This is a genomic window from Kineococcus haloalkalitolerans, from assembly GCF_050871905.1.
Classification (GTDB): Bacteria; Actinomycetota; Actinomycetes; order Actinomycetales; family Kineococcaceae; genus Kineococcus.
Genome location: NZ_JBJLSH010000041.1, coordinates 1 through 18,337 on the forward strand (window position 1 = coordinate 1; position 18,337 = coordinate 18,337).

Below are 18,337 nucleotides of genomic sequence, written 5' to 3' on the forward strand. Positions count from 1 at the left end.
CCGCCAGCGTTCGTCCTGAGCCAGGATCAAACTCTCCGAAGAAAAAACCATACGGTCTCACGACCAACGGCCTTCCAAACCATCGAGCAAACCCAGGCATCGAAACCCCCACCCCCCTGGCGAGGAGGGAAGGGGACAACACCAAAGGAAAACCCACGACCACCACACGCACACAAAGCACGCCGATGACCACGGGGGTTACAACATTGGCATCAACACTTGGCACACTGTTGAGTTCTCAAGAACCGGACACACACCTCAGCTCGGCCCTTTCGGGCTCTGCCGGGGAAGTGCTCCCAGCTTAGACCATCCGCCGGCTCTCACCGACCAGGCCCTGTTGCTCATCCCGCTGCTTCCGCTACTGTCACCAGTGGCTCCGGCAGCTCCCCAGCGGGCTGGGCAACGAGGAAGAACACTAGACCTCGCGCAGCGCCGGTGCAAGTCGGCTGCGCCCTGGAGCTGGAAGTCGTTGCAGCGCAAGGCTTCTCACCGCCCCCGCAGCGCTCGTGCGCCACACCCTCCCCCGCCGCGGACGGCCGCGACCCGGCAGGATGAGCGGGTGAGCGCACCGCAGGAGCCCCACGCCCCCCTCCCGCCGCAGCCGGCGGGCGGGGCGCACCCGTCCGCCGAGCACGCCCGCATGGCCGAGTCCCCCGGCGCCGACGGTCCCTGGCGCCTGTGGGGGCCCTACGTCGCCGGGCGCCAGTGGGGCACCGTGCGCGAGGACTACTCGGCCAGCGGTGACGCCTGGTCGTCCTTCCCCTTCGACCAGGCGCGCAGCCGCGCCTACCGCTGGGGCGAGGACGGCCTCGGCGCCGTCTGCGACCGCTTCGGCTTCCTCAACCTCGGCGTCGCCCTGTGGAACCGGCGCGACCCCATCCTCAAGGAGCGCCTCTTCGGGCTGGCCAACGAGGAGGGCAACCACGGCGAGGACGCCAAGGAGCACTGGTGGGCCGTCGACGGCACGCCCTCGCACAGCTGGATGCAGTGGCTGTACCGCTACCCGCACGCCGAGTACCCCTACGAGCAGCTGCGCGCCGAGAACGCCCGCCGCGGCCGCGACGAGCGCGAGTACGAGCTCGGCGACACCGGCGTCCTCGACGAGGACCGCTTCTTCGACGTCCTCGTCACCTACGCCAAGGCCTCCCCCGACGACCTGTGCGTCGTGATCAGCGCCACCAACCACGGCCCCGAGGCCGCCCCCCTCGACCTCGTCCCGCAGCTGTGGTTCCGCAACACGTGGGTGTGGGGCCTGGACAAGCGCCGCGGCACCCTCGAGCAGGTCCTGCCGCCCACCCTCACCGTCGGCGGCCTGGAGGCCGTCGAGTGCGAGCACGCCCACCTCGGGCGCTACTTCGTCGCTGCCGAGGGCTCTCCCGAGGTGCTCTTCTGCGAGAACGAGACCAACGCCGTCGAGCTGTTCGGCGCCGCCCGCAACGCCACCCCCTACACCAAGGACGGCATCGACCGGCGGATCGTGCGCGGGGAGACCGGCGCGGTCAACCCCGGCCGGCAGGGCACCAAGGCCGCCTTCTGGTACCGCTTCGACGCCGTCGCCCCCGGCGAGACCGTGCAGGTGCGGCTGCGGCTGTCCCACAACGCGCCGACCCTGAGCACCTTCGGCGCCGGCTTCGACGCCGTCCTGCACGACCGGCGCGTCGAGGCCGACGCCTTCTACGACGTCGTCCTGCACCCCGACCTCGACGCCTCCGACCGGCACATCGCCCGCCGCGCCTACGCCGGGCTGCTGTGGACCAAGCAGCTGTACCGCTACGACGTGCGCCAGTGGCTCGACGGCGACCCCACCGGCGAGCCCGCCCCCGACTCCCGCCGCCACCGCGGCGCCCGCAACACCAGCTGGCGCCACCTCGCGCTGGCCGACGTCGTCTCCATGCCCGACGAGTGGGAGTACCCCTGGTTCGCCGCCTGGGACCTCGCCTTCCACACCATCCCCCTGGCGCACGTGGACCCCGAGTTCGCCAAGGAGCAGCTCGTCCTCATGTGCCGCGAGTGGTCCATGCACCCCAACGGGCAGCTGCCCGCCTACGAGTGGGCCTTCGGCGACGTCAACCCGCCCGTGCACGCCTGGGCCGCCTGGCACGTGTACCGCCTCGACGGCTACCGCGACCAGGGCTTCCTCGTGCGGGTCTTCACCAAGCTGCTGCTCAACTTCTCGTGGTGGGTCAACCGCAAGGACGCCCACGGCTCCAACCTGTTCGAGGGCGGCTTCCTCGGCATGGACAACATCGGCCTGTTCGACCGCTCGGCCGAGCTGCCCCCCGGGTACCGCCTGGAGCAGTCCGACGCCACCAGCTGGATGGCCTTCTACTGCCAGCAGATGTTCAAGATCGCCCTGGAGCTGTCGCGGCACGACCCCGCCTGGGAGGACGCCGCCACCAAGTTCCTCGAGCACTTCCTGTCCATCGCCCAGGCCATGACGCGCTTCGGCTCGCACGACGTGTCGCTGTGGGACGAGGAGGACGGCTTCTTCTACGACGTCCTGCTGCACCCCGACGGCACCGCCGAGCGGATGCGGGTGCCGTCCATGGTCGGGCTGCTGCCCGTCCTCGGCGCCACCGACGTGCCCTCCTGGATCGCCCAGGAGTGCCCCGACCTCACCTCCCGGCTGCGCTGGCTGCAGCGGCGCCGGCCCGACCTCACCGAGCCGCTGCTGACCCGCTCCGGGCCCGAGGGGCGCCGGATGATGCTGTCCCTGCTCGACCGCGAGCGCCTCGTGCGCATCCTGGAGCGGATGTTCGACTCCGAGCAGTTCCTGTCCCGGTACGGCATCCGCTCGCTGTCCGCGGCCGTCAAGGAGCAGATCACCACCTCCGTCAGCGGCCGCGACTCCTCCATCGCCTACGAGCCCGGGGAGTCGCGCACCGGCATGTTCGGCGGCAACTCCAACTGGCGCGGGCCCGTCTGGTTCCCCGTCAACGTGCTGCTGGCGGACAAGCTGCGCACCTACGGGCGCTTCTTCGGCGACGACCTCACCATCGAGGTGCCCAAGGGGTCCGGGAAGCGGATCAACCTCGTGCAGGCCGCCGACCTCGTCGACGAGAGCCTCGTCGACCTCTTCCGGCCCGTGGACGGGCGCCGGCCCGCCGACGGTCAGCGCATCGAGGCCACCGACAGCCCCCTGTGGCGCGAGCACCCCACCTTCAACGAGTACTTCGACGGCGACACCGGCGAGGGGCTCGGCGCCACCCACCAGACGGGGTGGACCGCGCTCGTGGCGCACCTGCTGCACCCGCGACTGCCCCCCGGCCCGCCCGGGCGCTGAGGCACGACCCTCAGAGCATCAGCAGGCCGCGGACGACCGCCGCCAGGCCGCCGGCCAGCGCCACCGCCATCACCAGGCGCTGGCCGGCGTCCACGGGCACGCGCGGGGCCACCCGCTCGCCCACCACGGCGCCCGCCACCAGCGCGAGCGCCGCGACCAGCCACGTCGAGCCGGGCACGTCCGGCGGGCCCTTGACCGCCAGCGAGGAGGCGTTGGCGACCAGCAGGAAGCACTGCATCGTCGCCACGAACGTCTCCCGCGGCCAGCGCTGCGCCACCCCGTAGGCCGCCGCGACGGGACCGCCCACCCCGGCGGCCACGTTCATCGCCCCGCCCAGCGCGCCCGCGCCCACCGCCGCCAGCGTTCCGCCGCGCACCGCGCCGCGGCGGCTGAGCAGCACCACCAGGTCCGCGAGCACCGCCAGCGACCCGACGACCACGAGCATCGGCGCCTCCGGCACGTCCGCCGCCAGGCGGGCGACGACGGGGACGACCGCGAGCGCCGGCAGGCACAGCAGCAGCGCCGGGCGCCGCGCGATCCGCCGCCACGTGCGCAGCACCACGAACGCGCACAGCGACGCCGACAGGGCGTTGCCCAGCGTCACCCCGTCGTGCGGGCCGGCGATGAGGACGAGGAACGGGGAGGCGACCAGGGCGAAGCCCAGCCCCGTCGAGCGCTGCGTCACCGCGCCCAGGAGGACGGCGGCACCGACCAGCGCGGTCGTCACGACGGGCACCGCGCCAGTCTCCCCGCACCGCGCGAGCGCGCGCGGCGGGGGCGGACCACCCGCTCGGCCCCTGCGCCGCGCCGTGTCGGAGGTCGATGCCACTCTTGCGGGGCCGGTGCACGCCGGCGTCGGAGGTCGGCGCGAGAGGCGGTGCGGGCGGTGTCCCCGGTGGCGGTCGTCGTCGCGCTGTCCGCCGTCGTCTCCCTGGCCACCGCCGTCCTGGCGTGGCACCGGCGGCGCCTGGCCCGCTCCGCCACCCCGCTCGCGGTCGGCCTCGTGGCCGCCGCCGCGTGGGCCGGGGCGGCCGCCGCGATGCACGCCGGGCTGCCGCCCGCCGTGCAGGACCGGCTCGTCCTCGTGCAGTACGCCGGGATCACCGGCGTCGTGCTGTGCTACCGGCTGTTCGTCGACGCCGTCACCGGGCACCGCGGCCGGCCCCGGCGGGTCGCGGCCCTGGCCGTCGAGCCCGTCCTGCTGCTGTCGCTGCTCGTCGCGGACCCGTGGCTGCACCTCGTGCACGCGCAGGTGACGTACGTCGGCGACCCGGCCGTGCGCACGCCCGTGCCCGGGCCGGCCTTCTGGGCGCACACCGTCTACAGCTACGCCGTCCTGGCCTGGAGCGCCGCCGACCTCGTGCGGCTGCGGCGCAGCGCCACCGGGCCGCTGCGCCGCCAGACCACGACGATGCTGCTGGCCATGGCCGCGCCCGTGGCCTTCAACGCCGTGAGCATCTCCGTGCCCGCGCCGTACCTGCCCGTCGACATCACGCCGCCCGCCTTCGTCGTCACCGGGGTGCTGTTCACCGTCGCCGTCGTGCGCCACGAGCTGCTGCGGCTGGTCCCCGTCGCCCGCAGCCTCGTCGTCGACACCGTCACCGACGCCGTCCTCGTCGTCGACGCCGCCGACCGCGTCGTCGACCTCAACCCCGCCGCGCGGGAGCTGCACCCGGGCGCGGACGGCGAGGTGGTCGGGGTGCCGCTGGCGCGGGTCGCCGGGCCGGTGCTCGCCGCCGCCGTCGGCGACGACGAGGGCGAGACGGTCGTCGAGCTGGACGACGGGCGCAGCCTCGACGTGCGCACCCGCTGGATCCGCGACGAGCGCGGCGACCTCGTCGGCCGGGTCGTCGTCGCCCGCGACGTCACCGGCGTCCTCGCCCAGCAGCACGCCCTGGAGTCCGCCAACGCGCAGCTGCGCGCCCACGTGGAGACCATCGACCGGCTGCGCGCCGACCTGGCCGAGGAGGCCGCCCGCGACCCCCTCACCGGGCTGCGCAACCGGCGCCGGTTCGTCGACGACCTCGCCGACCGGCTGACCACGGCGCTCGCCGCCGGGGAGCCGCTGTCGCTGGTGCTGCTGGACGTCGACCACTTCAAGGCCGTCAACGACACCCACGGGCACGCCGTCGGCGACGCCGTCCTCGTCGACGTGGCCGCCGAACTGCGCCGGCACGCGCGCGCCGAGGACGTCGTGCGCTACGGCGGGGAGGAGTTCGTCGTCCTGCTGCCCCGGCTGGGGGCGGCCGCCGCCGCCGAGCGCGCCGACGAGCTGCGCCGCGCGTGCGCCGGGCTGGAGGTCGGCGCCGGCCCGGGCACCGGTCCCGACGGCGTCGACGTCACCGTCAGCGCCGGCGTGGCCACCGCCCCCGAGCACGGGAGCACCCCCGACGAGCTGCTGCTGGCCGCCGACCGGGCCCTGTACGCGGCCAAGGCCGGCGGGCGCGACCAGGTCGCGTCCGCCGGCTGAGCCTCACCAGATCCGGACGCGCTCCGCCGGGTCCATCCACAGCCCGTCGCCCGGCTGCACGCCGAACGCCTCGTGGAACTCGTCGAGGTTGCTGACCACCTGGTTGCAGCGGAACTCCGGCGGGGAGTGCGGGTCGATCGCCAGCCGGCGCGCCACCTCCGCCGGGCGCACCTTGCCGCACCACACGCGCGCCCAGCCGGCGAACAGCCGCTGCGGGCCCGTCATGCCGTCCAGGACGGGGGCCTCCTGCCCGCCCAGGGCGATCGTGTACGCCTTGTGCGCGATCGTCAGCCCGCCCAGGTCGCCGATGTTCTCGCCCACCGTCAGGGCGCCGTTGACGTGCTGACCCGGCGTCTCCGGCGGCTCCAGCGCGTCGTACTGGGCGATCAGCGCGGCCGTGCGCTTGCCGAACTCCTCGCGGTCGGCGTCCGTCCACCAGTCGCGCAGGTTGCCGTCGCCGTCGTACTTGGAGCCCTGGTCGTCGAAGCCGTGGCCGATCTCGTGGCCGATGACCGCGCCGATGCCGCCGTAGTTGGCGGCGTCGTCGGCGTCCAGGGAGAAGAACGGCGGCCGCAGGATCGCCGCCGGGAAGACGATCTCGTTCATGCCCGGGTTGTAGTAGGCGTTGACCGTCTGCGGGGTCATGAACCACTCGCCGCGGTCCACCGGGGCGCCCAGCTTCGCCAGCTCGCGGTCCACCTCGAAGGCGAACGCCCGCCGCACGTTGCCGACCAGGTCGTCGCGCTCGATGCTCAGCGCCGAGTAGTCGCGGAAGACGTCCGGGTGGCCGATCTTCGGGGTGAACCTCCCCAGCTTCTCCAGCGCGCGGTCCTTCGTCTCGCGCGTCATCCAGTCCAGCGCCTCGATGTCGACGCGGTACGCCTCGACGAGGTTCGCGACCAGCTCCTCCATGCGCGCCTTCGCCGCCGGCGGGAAGTGCTCGGCCACGTACAGCTCGCCCAGCGCCTCGCCCAGGTTCGACTCCACCAGGCCCACGCCGCGCTTCCAGCGCTCGCGCAGCTGCGGGGCACCGGTCAGCGTCGTGCCGTAGAAGGCGAAGTTCTCCTCCACGAACGGCGAGCTCAGCAGCGGCGCCGCGTGGTGCAGCACCCTCCAGCCCAGCCAGTCGCGCCAGGTCGCCACCGGCGTGGACGCCAGCACCCCCGCCAGGCCCTGCAGGTAGCTGGGCTGGCGGACCACGACCTCGGCGAACGCCGACTCCGGCAGCCGCGCCGCCGCCAGCCAGGCCGCCGTGTCCACGCCCGGCAGCAGCGCGTCGAAGCCGTCGCGGTCCACGAGGTTGTAGGTGGCGTTCGCGTCGCGGTTGCGCACCCGGTCCCAGTGGTGGCTGGCCAGCTCCGTCTCCAGCGCCAGGACCCGCTGCGCCGCGCCCTCCGGGTCCGGGCGCCCGCCCAGCTCCAGCACCCGCTGCACGTGGCGCACGTACGCCTCGCGGACCTCCGCGGAAGACTCCTCGCGGTAGTACGACTCGTCCGGCAGGCCCAGCCCGGACTGCGTCACGTAGACGACGTAGCGGTCCGAGCGGGCGTTGTCGGTGTCCACCCAGTAGGCGAACGGCCCGCCCGTGCCCGAGCGCTCGAAGGTCCCCAGCAGCCGCACCAGCGCGGGCAGGTCCTCCACCGCGTCCACGGCCGCCAGGTCGTCGGCCACCGGGGAGGCGCCCAGCGCCTCCACCCGGTCGGTGTCCGTGAAGGACGCGTACAGGTCACCGATCTTCTGGGTCACCGACCCGCGGGGCGCGCCCGCGGCGGCCGCGCGCTCGACGATGACGCGGCACTGCGCCTCCGACTCGTCGCGCAGCCGCACGAACGCGCCGTCCACGGCGCGGTCGTCGGGGATCTCGGTCGTCGCCAGCCAGCGGCCGTTCACGTGGCGGAAGAGGTCGTCCTGCGGGCGGACCGACGGGTCGGCCCACTCGTCGGTGCCCGCAGGACGCTGGTCCGTGCTCGTCATCACCGCAGCCTACGGCGACGGCACCTCCGAGGACCGGGCCAGGCTGCGACGGACCGTGAACAGCAGGACCACGTTGAGCAGCGTCACGGTGACCACGACGGCCGCCATCGCCTCGTGGTCGCCGCCCAGCACGCCCGTCAGCGTGCCGATGCCGCCGCCGAAACCGGACTGCACCGCCGTCACCAGCGCGGCGGCCGACCCGGCGCTGGCCCCGTACGGCTCCAGCGCCAGCGTCACCGAGTTCGGCATGATCAGCCCGATGCTGCCCAGCAGGAAGTACAGCGGCACGACGATCACGAGCATCGAGTCCGGGCGCGCCAGCAGGGCCGCCGCCGTGAGCAGCGCGAACGCGAAGGCCAGCGCCACGCCCAGCCGCAGCAGCGCCGGGGAGCCGAAGCGCCCCACGAGCGCGGCGTTCAGCTGGCTGCCGCCGATGAGGGCCGTGCCGTTGACCGCGAACAGCGCCGCGAACGCGCCGCTGGACAGCTCGTACGTCTCCCCCAGCACGAACGGCGACGTCGCCACGTAGCTGAGGATCACCGACATCGCCAGGCCCGGCATCGCCGCGAACGCCAGGAAGCGGCGGTCGCGCAGCAGCGCGCCGTAGCCGGCGAACGTCCGGCGCACCAGCGCCGCGCGGCTGCGGGTCACCGGCTCCGACGGCGTGCGCGGCTCCGGCACCGCGTCCGGGCGCACCTCCGGGCGGGTCTCCGGCAGCCGCCGGTGCACCGCGACCAGGACCAGGACGCCGACGACCGCGAGCACGGCCAGCACCGGCCGCCAGCCCCACCAGGAGTCCAGGACCCCGCCCACGGTGGGCGCGAACAGCGGCGCGACACCGATGACGAGCACGATGCGCGACATCAGCCGCGCCGCCTGCGGGCCCACGAACAGGTCCCGGATCACCGCCATGCCGATGACGGCGCCCGCCGAGGCACCCACGCCCGCCAGCACCCGGAAGGCGACCAGCGAGGGCAGGTTCGGGGCCACCGCGCACAGCAGGCACGCCACCACGTAGACGGAGAAGCCGATCACGGCGGGCCGGCGGCGGCCGAACGCGTCGCTCAGCGGGCCCACGAGCAGCTGGCCGAGGGCGGCGCCGACCAGGACGCCCGTGATGGTCATCTGCGCGCGCGCCGGGGTCGTGCCCAGGTCGGCGGCCACCTGCGGCAGCGCCGGCAGGTACAGGTCGATGGTCACCGCGCCCAGCGCCGCCATCGAGCCCAGCAGCACGATCAGAGACACGGTGGAGCGGCCGGTCATCGCCGGCCGGGCGGGCGCGGCGGCGCCGGGGGTGGTGGAGGCGGAGGAGGTGTGCGGGGGCCGGGAGGGCGCGGTCATGCGCTAGGGGTCCTCAGGGAGCTCGAGCGGTGCCGTCCCCGACCGCGGGCTCGAGCGGGGAGCGTGGCAGGACGGGGCGGGACGCCCACCGTCCCCTCCAGCGTAGGGGTGAACCGGTTCGCCCGTCGCCCCAGTTCCGTGTCGGCGACGCCGCCGGGCGCGCTCGTCAGACCCCGGTCAGACGCCGATCAGGGCGTCGAAGGCGTACTCGTCGACGATCGGCACGCCCGCGGTGATCGCCCAGCGGACCGCGTCCGAGCCCGAGCCGGCGTCGTTGGCCACCAGCAGCGCCGTGCCCGGGCCGGCGACGTCGTCCACGGCCAGGCCCGCCGCGCGGGCGCGCGCGACCACCACCGGCCGCGGGGCGGAGAACGCCCCGCTGAACGCGACCCGGGTGCCGGGCGTCAGGGGCTCCCCCCACCACCAGGTGGGGGCGGTCGCGGGCAGCGTCGTCACCCCACCGGGATCGGCACGGGCGCCCGGCGGCTTGACCGCCCGCTCAGACCCCCGCGCGCGAGGGCTCGGGGGCGCTCGCGGGGGCCGCGGCCGGCCGGCGCAGCAGCGCAGCGGCGGTCCCCACCGCCCCCAGCACCACCAGCGCCACCGCGTAGCCGACGGCCACGGTCACCAGGCCCAGCCGCGGCGCGAGCAGACCCGCCAGCACCGACGGCAGGCCGAAGGCCGTGTAGCTGAGCACGTACACCGCGGACAGGACGCCGGCCCGCTCGGCCGCCGGGGCCGTCGCCAGCACCGCGCGCAGCGCGCCCTGGAAGCCCGCCCCGAAGCCCACGCCGGAGACCACCGCGCCCAGGACGAACAGCGGCGTCGAGCGCAGCTCCAGCGCCACCACCAGCACCGCCGGGCCCACCACGGAGGCCGACGTGCCGAGCAGCACCACTCGCGCCGGGCGCGCCGCGCGGGTCAGCACGCCGACCACCGCGCCCGTGCCCGCCACGCACGCCACCAGCAGCCCGCCGACCAGGTGGTCGCCGCGGCCCAGGACGCCCGCGGCGATCGAGGGGCCCAGCGACAGGAACAGCCCGCCCAGCGCCCAGCTGCCCACGAACGCCGGCACCAGGGACACCAGCACCGGGCGGGTCGGGCGCGGCACGCGCACCGCGGGGCGCAGCGAGGCCAGCGCGCCGGGCACGCGCGGGGCGGCGTCGGGCAGGCCGAGCAGCAGCGCGCCCAGCACGGCCAGGGACGCGGCCAGCACGACGTACACCGTCGCCGTGGGCGCGGGGGCGAACTGCACGAGCAGCGCCGAGCCGACCGCGCCCAGCGTCAGGCCCACCGGCGGCGCGGCGCCGTTGACCAGCTGCGCCGTCGCCGCGCGCCGCGGGCCGGCCAGGTCCAGCAGGGCGGCGCCCAGCGCGCCGAGCACCGTGCCGGTGGCCAGTCCCTGCACGACGCGGGCCAGGACCAGCCAGCCGGTGGAGTCCGCCACCGCGAACAGCACCATCGCGGCCACCACGCCCGCGGTGCCCGCCACCGCCACCGGGCGCCGGCCCAGGTGGTCCGACAGCGAGCCGACGGTCAGCAGCGCGACGAGCAGGGCCGCGGCGTAGACGGCGAACACGCCCGTCACGGCGGTGGCGCTGACGCCCCAGCGCTCCTCGTACACGGGGAAGACGGGCGACGGGGCGGCCGAGGCCGCCACCAGGACGGCCAGCGCGACCGTCGTGAGGCGGAAGCCGGCGGCGGGTGACCAGCGGGGGATCGACACGGGAGCTCCTCGGACCGGGACGGTGGTTCGCCGGAGCAACCGCGGTCCAGCACCGGGTGCAATCCCCGCCGGCCCCGACCTGTTCCCGCCCGACCGCCCGTGCGCGTGGCAGGGTCGCCGCGTGAGCACCGCCGGCGCCCTCGACGCCCTCGACACGCCGTTCCTCGTGGTGGACCGCGCCGTCCTGCAGCGCAACGTCGAGCGGCGGGCCCGCTGGGCCGTCGACGCCGGGGTGGCGCTGCGCCCGCACGCCAAGACGCACAAGTCCGCCCGCGTCGCCGCCGCCCAGCTCGCCGCCGGAGCCGTGGGCCTGACCGTCGCCACCGTCGGCGAGGCCGAGCACTTCGCGGGCGCGGGTGCGGACGACCTGTTCCTCGCCTACCCCGTGTGGGCCGGCGGCGCGCGCGGCGAGCGGCTGCGCGACCTGGCCGGGCGGGTGCGCCTGCGCGTCGGCGTCGACTCCGCCGAGGGCGCCCAGCGCCTCGCCGCCGCGTGCGGGGACCTCGCCGAGGTCGCCGTGGAGGTCGACAGCGGCCACCACCGCACCGGCGTGACGCCCGACCGGGCGGCGGACGTCGCGCTGGCCGCCGCCCGCGCCGGGCTGCGCGTGGCCGGCGTCTTCACCTTCCCCGGGCACAGCTACGCGCCCGGCGCGCCGGCGGACGTGGCCGCGCAGGAGCTGGCCGCCCTGACCGCCGCCTCCGAGGGCCTGCGCGCCGCCGGCCTCGACGCCCCGCTGCGCAGCGGCGGGTCCACCCCCACCGCCGGGCTGGCCGCCGAGGCCGCGCTCGACGAGGTGCGCCCCGGGGTCTACGTCTTCGGCGACGCCCAGCAGGTCGAGCTCGGGCTGACCGCGTTCGAGGACGTGTCCCTGTGGGCGGAGGCGACCGTCGTCAGCCGCCGCGACGGCGTCGCCGTCCTCGACGCCGGCAGCAAGGTCCTCGGCCGCGAGCGCGCCACCTGGGCCAGCGGGTACGCGCGGCTGCCCGACGTGCCCGGGGCGCGCGTCGTCGCTCTCTCGGAGCACCACGCCACCGTCGACCTCGGCGGGGCGGACGTGCCCGCCGTGGGGGAGCGGGTGCGGGTCGTGCCCAACCACGTGTGCCTGGCCGTGAACCTCGTCGACGAGCTGGTGGCGCTCGGGCCGGACGGGGTGGAGCGCTGGCCCGTCGGGGCGCGGGGGCTCAACAGCTGACGGCGTTCAACCATCCATGACCACGGGGAGGTGGGGGGCGCGGGGAGGGCGAGGGACGGGTCAGGGACGCAGGTAGGTGCGCACGCGCCAGCGCAGGCCCGTGCGAGACATCGCCCAGCCCTCCGCGGGGTCGGTGGACACCAGGACCCAGCCGTCACCGCGGTCGGGAGCGCGGGTGTCGCCCTCCACCTCCACGTCGACCTCCGTGACCACCAGGCGGTCCGCGCGGCCCACCACGGCCGCGTACACCTGCGCGCCACCGGCGACCCACACCTCCCCCGGCCCGGCCAGCGCCGCGTCCACGTCCGCGACGACCTCGGCGCCCGGCGCCGCGTACCCCGCGTCGCGGGTCAGGACGACGTTGCGCCGCCCCGGCAGCGGCCGGTAGCGCTCCGGCAGCGACTCCCACGTGCGGCGGCCCATGACCACGGTGCCGCCGTCCGTGGCGCGCTGGAAGTGCGCCAGGTCCTCCGGCAGCCGCCACGGCAGGGCGCCGTCGCGGCCGATGACGCCGTTCGCGGACTCGGCCCAGATCAGCGAGAGCACGCCGGCCTCAGACCGCGACCGGGGCCTTGATGGCCGGGTGGTGCTGGTAGCCGACGACCTCGAAGTCCTCGAAGGAGTGCTCGAACAGCGACGCGGCCGGGCGCACCCGCAGCGTCGGGAACGGGTACGCCTCGCGGGACAGCTGCTCGGTCACCTGCTCGACGTGGTTGTCGTAGACGTGGCAGTCCCCGCCCGTCCAGATGAACTCACCCGGCTGCAGGCCCGCCTGCTGGGCGACCAGGACGGTCAGCAGCGCGTACGAGGCGATGTTGAACGGCACGCCGAGGAACAGGTCCGCCGAGCGCTGGTAGAGCTGGCACGACAGCTTCCCGTCGGCGACGTAGAACTGGAACAGGGCGTGGCACGGCGCCAGCGCCATCTTCTCCAGCTCCCCCACGTTCCACGCCGAGACGACCATGCGCCGCGAGTCCGGGTCCGTGCGCAGCGTGCGCAGGACCTGCTCCAGCTGGTCCACGTGCTGCCCGTCCGGCGTGGGCCACGAGCGCCACTGCACGCCGTAGACGGGGCCGAGGTCGCCGTTCTCGTCGGCCCACTCGTTCCAAATGGTCACGCCGCGCTCCTGCAGCCAGCGCACGTTGCCGTCCCCGCGCAGGAACCACAGCAGCTCCAGCGCCACCGAGCGGAAGTGCACCCGCTTCGTCGTCACGAGCGGGAACCCGCGCGAGAGGTCGTAGCGCAGCTGGTGGCCGAACACGCTGCGGGTGCCGGTGCCCGTGCGGTCGGCCTTGGGGGTGCCGTGCGCCATCACGTGGCGCAGCAGGTCCTCGTACTGGGTGTCCACCACGGTGCCCATCCTCCCCGTCCCCCGGACCGGCTCAGGCCAGCGCGCCGGCGCGCTCGGCGCGCGGGTCCACGTCGAAGTCGGCGTCGTGCAGGGCCTCGCCGCGCACGACCTCCGCCAGCCGGCGCAGCCACGCCGCGCCCGCCTCGTCGTGGACGGTCGTGCGGGCCACGTGCACCGGGTACGGCTTGTCCGGCACCCCGTCGGCCGGGCGCACGTCGACGTGGGCGACCGGGTGGCCCTGCTCGTGCAGCCAGTCGGCCATCGCGTAGTCGGTGCGCGAGTCGCCCGCCGTGCGCCACGCCCGCGGCAGCGCCCCGTCGCCGGCCAGCAGCCGCAGCGCCACCTCCGCGCCGCGGTCCTTGCCCAGCAGCACCGACTCCAGGTCCGTGGAGATGATCGTCGGGTCGATCCGCCATCCGACGCGGCCGTCGGCGTCCGGGCGCTCCTCGCCGCGCCACGCCACCCCCAGGCCCAGCCCGGCGAGGAGGTCGAACACCTCCGCCTCGAAGGGCCCCTGCGCGCGCAGGTAGACGTCGCTCGCGACGTCCAGCCGCTGCTCCAGCGAGACCATCGCCCGCTTGCCGGGGTCGACGAACATCGTGTCCGCGTACCGCTCCTGCGCCAGCGCCTCCACCCGGCGGGCCGCGTCGGCGGGCACGGCGAGCGCCTCGTCCACCCGCACCTCGCCCAGCCCGGCGGCGGTGACGGTGGCCCACACGGCGCCCTTCTCGCACACCGCGTGCACGCGGGCACCCGCCGGCAGGCCCGCGGCCAGCAGCGGCGGGACGACCTGCTCGCGCAGGAACCGGTCCGAGCGGCCCGTGTTGAACACCAGCGGCACGCCCGCGGCGGCCAGCTCGACGAGGCTGTCGACCAGACCGGGGGCGCTGACCGTGCGGGTCACCGGGCTGGCGACCGGCCCGTCCACGTCGAGCAGGAGGCCGAACGGCGGGCGGGGGGCGTCGGTCGCGGGCACGTGCCCAGTGTCCCCGACCGCCGGGAGGCGCTGCGCGCCGCGGCGTGCGCTACTGCTGGCACCCCTCGACGACCCGGGAGGACCCCGTGCCCCGCCCCGACCTCGACGACCTGCTGCGCCGCGGCCTGACCCGCGGCGACCCGCTCGCCGACGCGCTCGCCGAGGAGGTGGCCGCGCACCCCGCGTCCCGGCGCGCGTTCACGACGGGCCTGGAGCGCGGGCTGGCCGCCGTCCCGGACGCCGCGCCCGCCATGCGCGACCTGCTGGCCGACATGGAGCGCGTGGCGACCTCGGTCGACGGCGACGTGCTGGACGGGGCGGCGCGCGCCTCGTGGACCATCCCGTTCGCCGCGCACGCCCTCGACGTCGGCGCGGGTGCCCTGCTGCGCTCCTACGCCCCGCCGGACCCGGCCGCGGTGCTCGTGGCCACGGGACAGCTCACCGAGCAGGCCACCCGGCGGCTGCTGGACACCGCGCGCTGGCTCAACGCCGCCTCGCTGCCCGGCGGGCTGCGGGTGGGCCGCCCCGGGTACGTGGAGACGGGGCGGGTGCGGCTGCTGCACGCCGTCGTGCGCCGGGCGGTGCGCCGGCGCGACCCCGGCGGGCCGCTGCCGCTGCACCAGGTGGACGTGGCCCGCACGTGGCTGGACTTCACCCTCGTCACGCCCGACTGCGACGAGGCGCTGGGCCTCGGGCTGAGCGCCGAGGAGCAGAACCGCCTCTACACGTACTGGCGGCACCTGGGCGCCCTGCTGGGCGTGGACCCGGAGCTGCTGCGCGGCGTCGTGGACCGGCGCACCGCCGTGGACCTGGACCGGCGGATCGAGGCGCTGACGGGCCCGCCGAGCGCGGACTCGCGGGCGCTGACCGCCGCCGGGCTCGGGGCGCTGACCGAGGGGCTCTCGGACGCCTCGGGGGTGCCGCGGCGCGTGGCCGGGCCCGTGGTGGCGGTGGTGGCGCGCGCCATGCACGGGCCGCGGGTCGCCGACGCCCTCGGCGTGCCCCGGTACGGGCCGGCGCACCACCTGGTGCCCGTCGTCGCGGCCGTCCTGCGCCGGCGCCGGCGCCGGCTGCGGCAGCGGCCCGCGGCCTGGCAGGCCGCCGTCGCGGCGAACATCGAGCAGGGCCGGCGGTTCGTGGAGGAGGGGGAGCTCCCGGCGCCGGAGCTGCCGCGGCTGCCGCGTCCGCGGGCGGTGGTGGGGGCGCTGGTCACCCGCGCCCGCTGATCCCCCTCCCGTGATCTCGCAGGGTCTCCCAGCGAGGTCACGGAGGGGGTGGGGTGTGGACACCGTCCGCGGGCTGCGCTGTCCTGGCCCCGTCCACACCGCTCGAGCCGGTCGGGAGGCCGCCGTGGCACAGGTGCAGCGAGGACGGCGGACCGCCCGGCTCGACGAGGACGGCGCCGTCGTCTTCCTGGTCGGCATGCGGATCAACAGGGCGCTCGACGTCCGCCGGTGGGCACCGGTCGCGGCGGCGATGCCGCGCATGCTCGCCGAGCTGCGCCGCCGGCCCGAGCTCGGGCTGCTCGGCGCGAGCAGCTGGGCGTCCGGGCGCACGCTCGTGGTCGTGCAGTACTGGCGCTCGGTGGAGCACCTGCACGCCTACGCCACCGCGCGCGACGCCGAGCACCTGCCGGCGTGGCGGGCGTTCAACCGGGCGGCGCGCTCCGGCGACGGCGCCGTCGGCGTCTTCCACGAGACGTACCTGGCCACGCCGGGCACCTGCGAGACGGTCTACGTCGACATGCCGCCGCACGGCCTGGCCGCCGCGACGGTGTCCGTGCCGGCCGGCCCGGACACCGACGGCGCGGTCCGGCAGCTGAGCGGGTCGGGCTCGCCACCCACCCGTGCGTGACCTCCCTCCTTCCGCCGTGATCTTGCAGGGTTTCCCAGCAAGATCACGGCGAGGGACGAGGGCGGGGAGGGCTGGAGCGAGGGAGGGGCGGGGGTCAGGCGGTGGCGGGGACCTCGGCGCCGGCCAGGTCCAGGCGGCCGTGCGCGGCGGCGTGGCGCACCGAGTCCGCCGCCGCCGCGAGCGACGTCCAGCGCGGCGCGTAGCCCAGCAGCCGGCGGGCCTTGTCGATCGAGACGGAGTGGCTGCGCGACAGGTGCTCCCAGCTGGCCTCGGCGTGCTCGCCGGCCGCGGCGCGGAACTCCTCCCACGGCACGTGCCGCAGCACCGGCTCGCGGCCGAACCACGCCGCCGCACCCGCCGCGAACCCGAGGACCGTCAGCGCGCGGTCCGACACGACGTGGAAGGCCTCCCCCACCGACGCCGACGGCCGCTCCAGCGCGAGCTGGAACGCCTGCGCGACGTCCTCGGCGTGCACGTGGTGCATCGTCTCCAGCCCCAGCCCGGGCACCAGCAGCTCCCCGCCGGTGGCCAGGCGGCGCCACACGTCCGGGTCGAGGTTGCCCAGCGGGCCGATCACCGGCCAGCCCGCGCCGCTGATGTGGCCCGGGTGCAGCACCGTCGTGGGCAGGCCCCCGCGGCGGGTCTCGGCCAGCAGCAGGCGCTCGGCGGCGTCCTTGCCGGTGCCGTACTCCCCGAACGGCTCGCGCGGGTCCTCCTCGCGCAGCGGGGAGGCCGTCGCCCGCCCGTGCACCCAGATCGTCCCGGCGTGCAGCAGGTGCGCGCCGCGCGGGCGCAGCGCCTCGACCAGCTGCGCCGCGGAGGCGGGCGTGAAGCAGACCATGTCCACCACGGCGTCGGGGGCCAGGTCCGCGACCCGCTGCCCGAAGGTGCCCGCCGCGTCCTCCGCCTCGCGGTCGACGACCACCCGCTCCACGCGCTCCCACGCCGGGTGCGGGTGGTACGGCTCGCTCACCCCCCGGCTGAGGGCGACGACCTCGTGGCCCGCGGCGACCAGCCGCGGGACGAGGTGGGTGCCGGTGTGACCGGTGGCTCCGACGACGACGACGCGCACCGCGCCAGTCTCGGGGCGGCTGCGCCGTCCCGCCCGCCGGGCACCACCCGGGGCGCGCGCGGGCGCGGCGGTCCGTAGAGTCCGCCGACGTGCAGACGAGGACGCTGGGCAGGACCGGCCGCCAGGTCGGTGTCGTGGGGCTGGGCTGCTGGCAGCTCGGCGGTGACTGGGGGTCGGTGAGCGAGGACGACGCGCTCGCCACGCTCGGCGCGGCCGTCGACGCGGGGGTGACGTTCCTCGACACCGCCGACGTGTACGGCGACGGGCGCAGCGAGCGCCTCGTGGGCCGCTTCGCGCGCGAGCGCGGCGGTGACGGCCTCGTGGTCGCGACCAAGATGGGCCGGCGCGCCGACCCGCACGTCGCGGACGCCTACTCGCTGGAGAACTTCCGCGCCTGGAACGACCGCAGCCGCGAGAACCTCGGCGTGGACACCCTCGACCTGGTGCAGCTGCACTGCCCGCCGTCGGACGTGTACGACCGCGACGCCGTCTTCGACGCCCTGGACACGCTCGTGGCCGAGGGCCGCACCCGCGCCTACGGGGTGTCCGTGGAGACCGTCGCCGAGGGCCTGGCCGCCGTCGCCCGCCCCGGTGTCGCGTCGGTGCAGATCATCCTCAACCCGCTGCGGCTCAAGCCCGTCACCGAGTTCCTGCCGGCCGCCGCCGAGGCCGGTGTCGGGGTCGTCGTCCGCGTCCCCCTCGCCTCCGGCGTGCTGTCGGGCAAGTACGACGAGACGACGACGTTCGGCGACGACGACCACCGCACGTACAACCGCGAGGGCAAGGCCTTCGACATCGGCGAGACCTTCGCCGGGGTGCCGTTCGAGGTGGCGGTGCGGGCCGCGCGCCGGCTGCGCGAGGTGGCCGGCGACGCGCCGCTGGCGCAGTTCACGCTGCGCTGGATCGTCGAGCAGCCGGGCGTCAGCGTCGTCATCCCCGGCGCGCGCAACACCGAGCAGGCCCGCTCCAACGCCGCGGCCGCCGACCTGCCCGCGCCGACGCCCGAGCAGCAGGACGCCGTGCGCGCCGTCTACGAGGAGCTCGTCGCCGAGCACGTGCACCACCGCTGGTGACCCGACGGCGGCGCCCGCCCCG

The 18,337-nt window shown here is 75.9% G+C and carries 15 protein-coding genes; 6 read left to right on the forward strand and 9 right to left on the reverse strand.

Features of this window, described 5'->3' with window-relative positions:
- Positions 1-640: 640 nt before the first annotated feature.
- A complete protein-coding gene (locus ACRYMY_RS15305; protein WP_432548129.1) occupies positions 641-3,283 on the forward strand; it encodes an MGH1-like glycoside hydrolase domain-containing protein in 2,643 nt (880 codons plus the stop codon).
- A 10-nt stretch (positions 3,284-3,293) separates the two neighbouring features.
- Here ACRYMY_RS15305 and ACRYMY_RS15310 read toward each other — a convergent pair whose 3' ends face one another.
- The gene (locus ACRYMY_RS15310; RefSeq protein ID WP_432548093.1) at positions 3,294-4,019 is read right to left on the reverse strand and encodes a TSUP family transporter; all 726 of its coding nucleotides are present in this window, start codon (positions 4,017-4,019) and stop codon (positions 3,294-3,296) included.
- A 150-nt stretch (positions 4,020-4,169) separates the two neighbouring features.
- On the opposite strand from ACRYMY_RS15310, the gene ACRYMY_RS15315 reads away from it, so the two are divergent.
- Positions 4,170-5,753 (forward strand): GGDEF domain-containing protein, encoded by a 1,584-nt coding sequence (locus ACRYMY_RS15315; protein ID WP_432548094.1) that lies wholly within the window; start codon positions 4,170-4,172, stop codon positions 5,751-5,753.
- A 3-nt stretch (positions 5,754-5,756) separates the two neighbouring features.
- On the opposite strand, the gene ACRYMY_RS15320 is transcribed toward ACRYMY_RS15315, so the two are convergent.
- The 4 genes from ACRYMY_RS15320 to ACRYMY_RS15335 form a co-directional block, all read right to left on the reverse strand.
- Positions 5,757-7,727 (reverse strand): M13 family metallopeptidase, encoded by a 1,971-nt coding sequence (locus ACRYMY_RS15320; RefSeq protein ID WP_432548095.1) that lies wholly within the window; start codon positions 7,725-7,727, stop codon positions 5,757-5,759.
- 9 nt (positions 7,728-7,736) lie between these two features.
- Complete coding sequence (locus ACRYMY_RS15325; RefSeq protein WP_432548096.1) at positions 7,737-9,068, reverse strand: multidrug effflux MFS transporter; 1,332 nt, start codon at positions 9,066-9,068, stop codon at positions 7,737-7,739.
- 177 nt (positions 9,069-9,245) lie between these two features.
- On the reverse strand, positions 9,246-9,524 hold the full coding sequence (locus ACRYMY_RS15330) for a hypothetical protein (RefSeq protein WP_432548097.1): 279 nt from the start codon (positions 9,522-9,524) through the stop codon (positions 9,246-9,248).
- A gap of 43 nt (positions 9,525-9,567) precedes the next feature.
- On the reverse strand, positions 9,568-10,794 hold the full coding sequence (locus tag ACRYMY_RS15335; protein ID WP_432548098.1) for an MFS transporter: 1,227 nt from the start codon (positions 10,792-10,794) through the stop codon (positions 9,568-9,570).
- A gap of 121 nt (positions 10,795-10,915) precedes the next feature.
- Here ACRYMY_RS15335 and ACRYMY_RS15340 point away from each other — a divergent pair, with 121 nt between their 5' ends.
- Entirely contained in the window at positions 10,916-11,989 is a 1,074-nt protein-coding gene (locus ACRYMY_RS15340; protein ID WP_432548099.1) for an alanine racemase, read from the forward strand.
- A 60-nt stretch (positions 11,990-12,049) separates the two neighbouring features.
- On the opposite strand, the gene ACRYMY_RS15345 is transcribed toward ACRYMY_RS15340, so the two are convergent.
- The 3 genes from ACRYMY_RS15345 to ACRYMY_RS15355 are packed head-to-tail and all read right to left on the reverse strand — an operon-like array spanning position 12,050 to position 14,316.
- Positions 12,050-12,535, reverse strand: a complete 486-nt coding sequence (locus ACRYMY_RS15345) for a dihydrofolate reductase (protein ID WP_432548100.1) — start codon at positions 12,533-12,535, stop codon at positions 12,050-12,052.
- A 7-nt stretch (positions 12,536-12,542) separates the two neighbouring features.
- Positions 12,543-13,349: a thymidylate synthase gene (locus ACRYMY_RS15350; protein WP_432548101.1), complete on the reverse strand. Its 807-nt coding sequence runs from the start codon at positions 13,347-13,349 to the stop codon at positions 12,543-12,545.
- Between the two features lie 22 nt (positions 13,350-13,371).
- A complete protein-coding gene (locus ACRYMY_RS15355) occupies positions 13,372-14,316 on the reverse strand; it encodes a hypothetical protein (protein WP_432548102.1) in 945 nt (314 codons plus the stop codon).
- 86 nt (positions 14,317-14,402) lie between these two features.
- Between ACRYMY_RS15355 and ACRYMY_RS15360 the strand changes: the two genes are divergently transcribed.
- On the forward strand, positions 14,403-15,542 hold the full coding sequence (locus ACRYMY_RS15360; RefSeq protein WP_432548103.1) for an oxygenase MpaB family protein: 1,140 nt from the start codon (positions 14,403-14,405) through the stop codon (positions 15,540-15,542).
- A 124-nt stretch (positions 15,543-15,666) separates the two neighbouring features.
- Complete coding sequence (locus ACRYMY_RS15365) at positions 15,667-16,170, forward strand: DUF4188 domain-containing protein (protein WP_432548104.1); 504 nt, start codon at positions 15,667-15,669, stop codon at positions 16,168-16,170.
- 94 nt (positions 16,171-16,264) lie between these two features.
- Here ACRYMY_RS15365 and ACRYMY_RS15370 read toward each other — a convergent pair whose 3' ends face one another.
- Positions 16,265-17,242, reverse strand: coding sequence for an NAD-dependent epimerase/dehydratase family protein (locus ACRYMY_RS15370; RefSeq protein WP_432548105.1), 978 nt, complete (start codon positions 17,240-17,242; stop codon positions 16,265-16,267).
- Positions 17,243-17,331: 89 nt separating this feature from the next.
- Between ACRYMY_RS15370 and ACRYMY_RS15375 the strand changes: the two genes are divergently transcribed.
- Positions 17,332-18,315: an aldo/keto reductase gene (locus ACRYMY_RS15375; RefSeq protein WP_432548106.1), complete on the forward strand. Its 984-nt coding sequence runs from the start codon at positions 17,332-17,334 to the stop codon at positions 18,313-18,315.
- Positions 18,316-18,337: the final 22 nt, after the last annotated feature.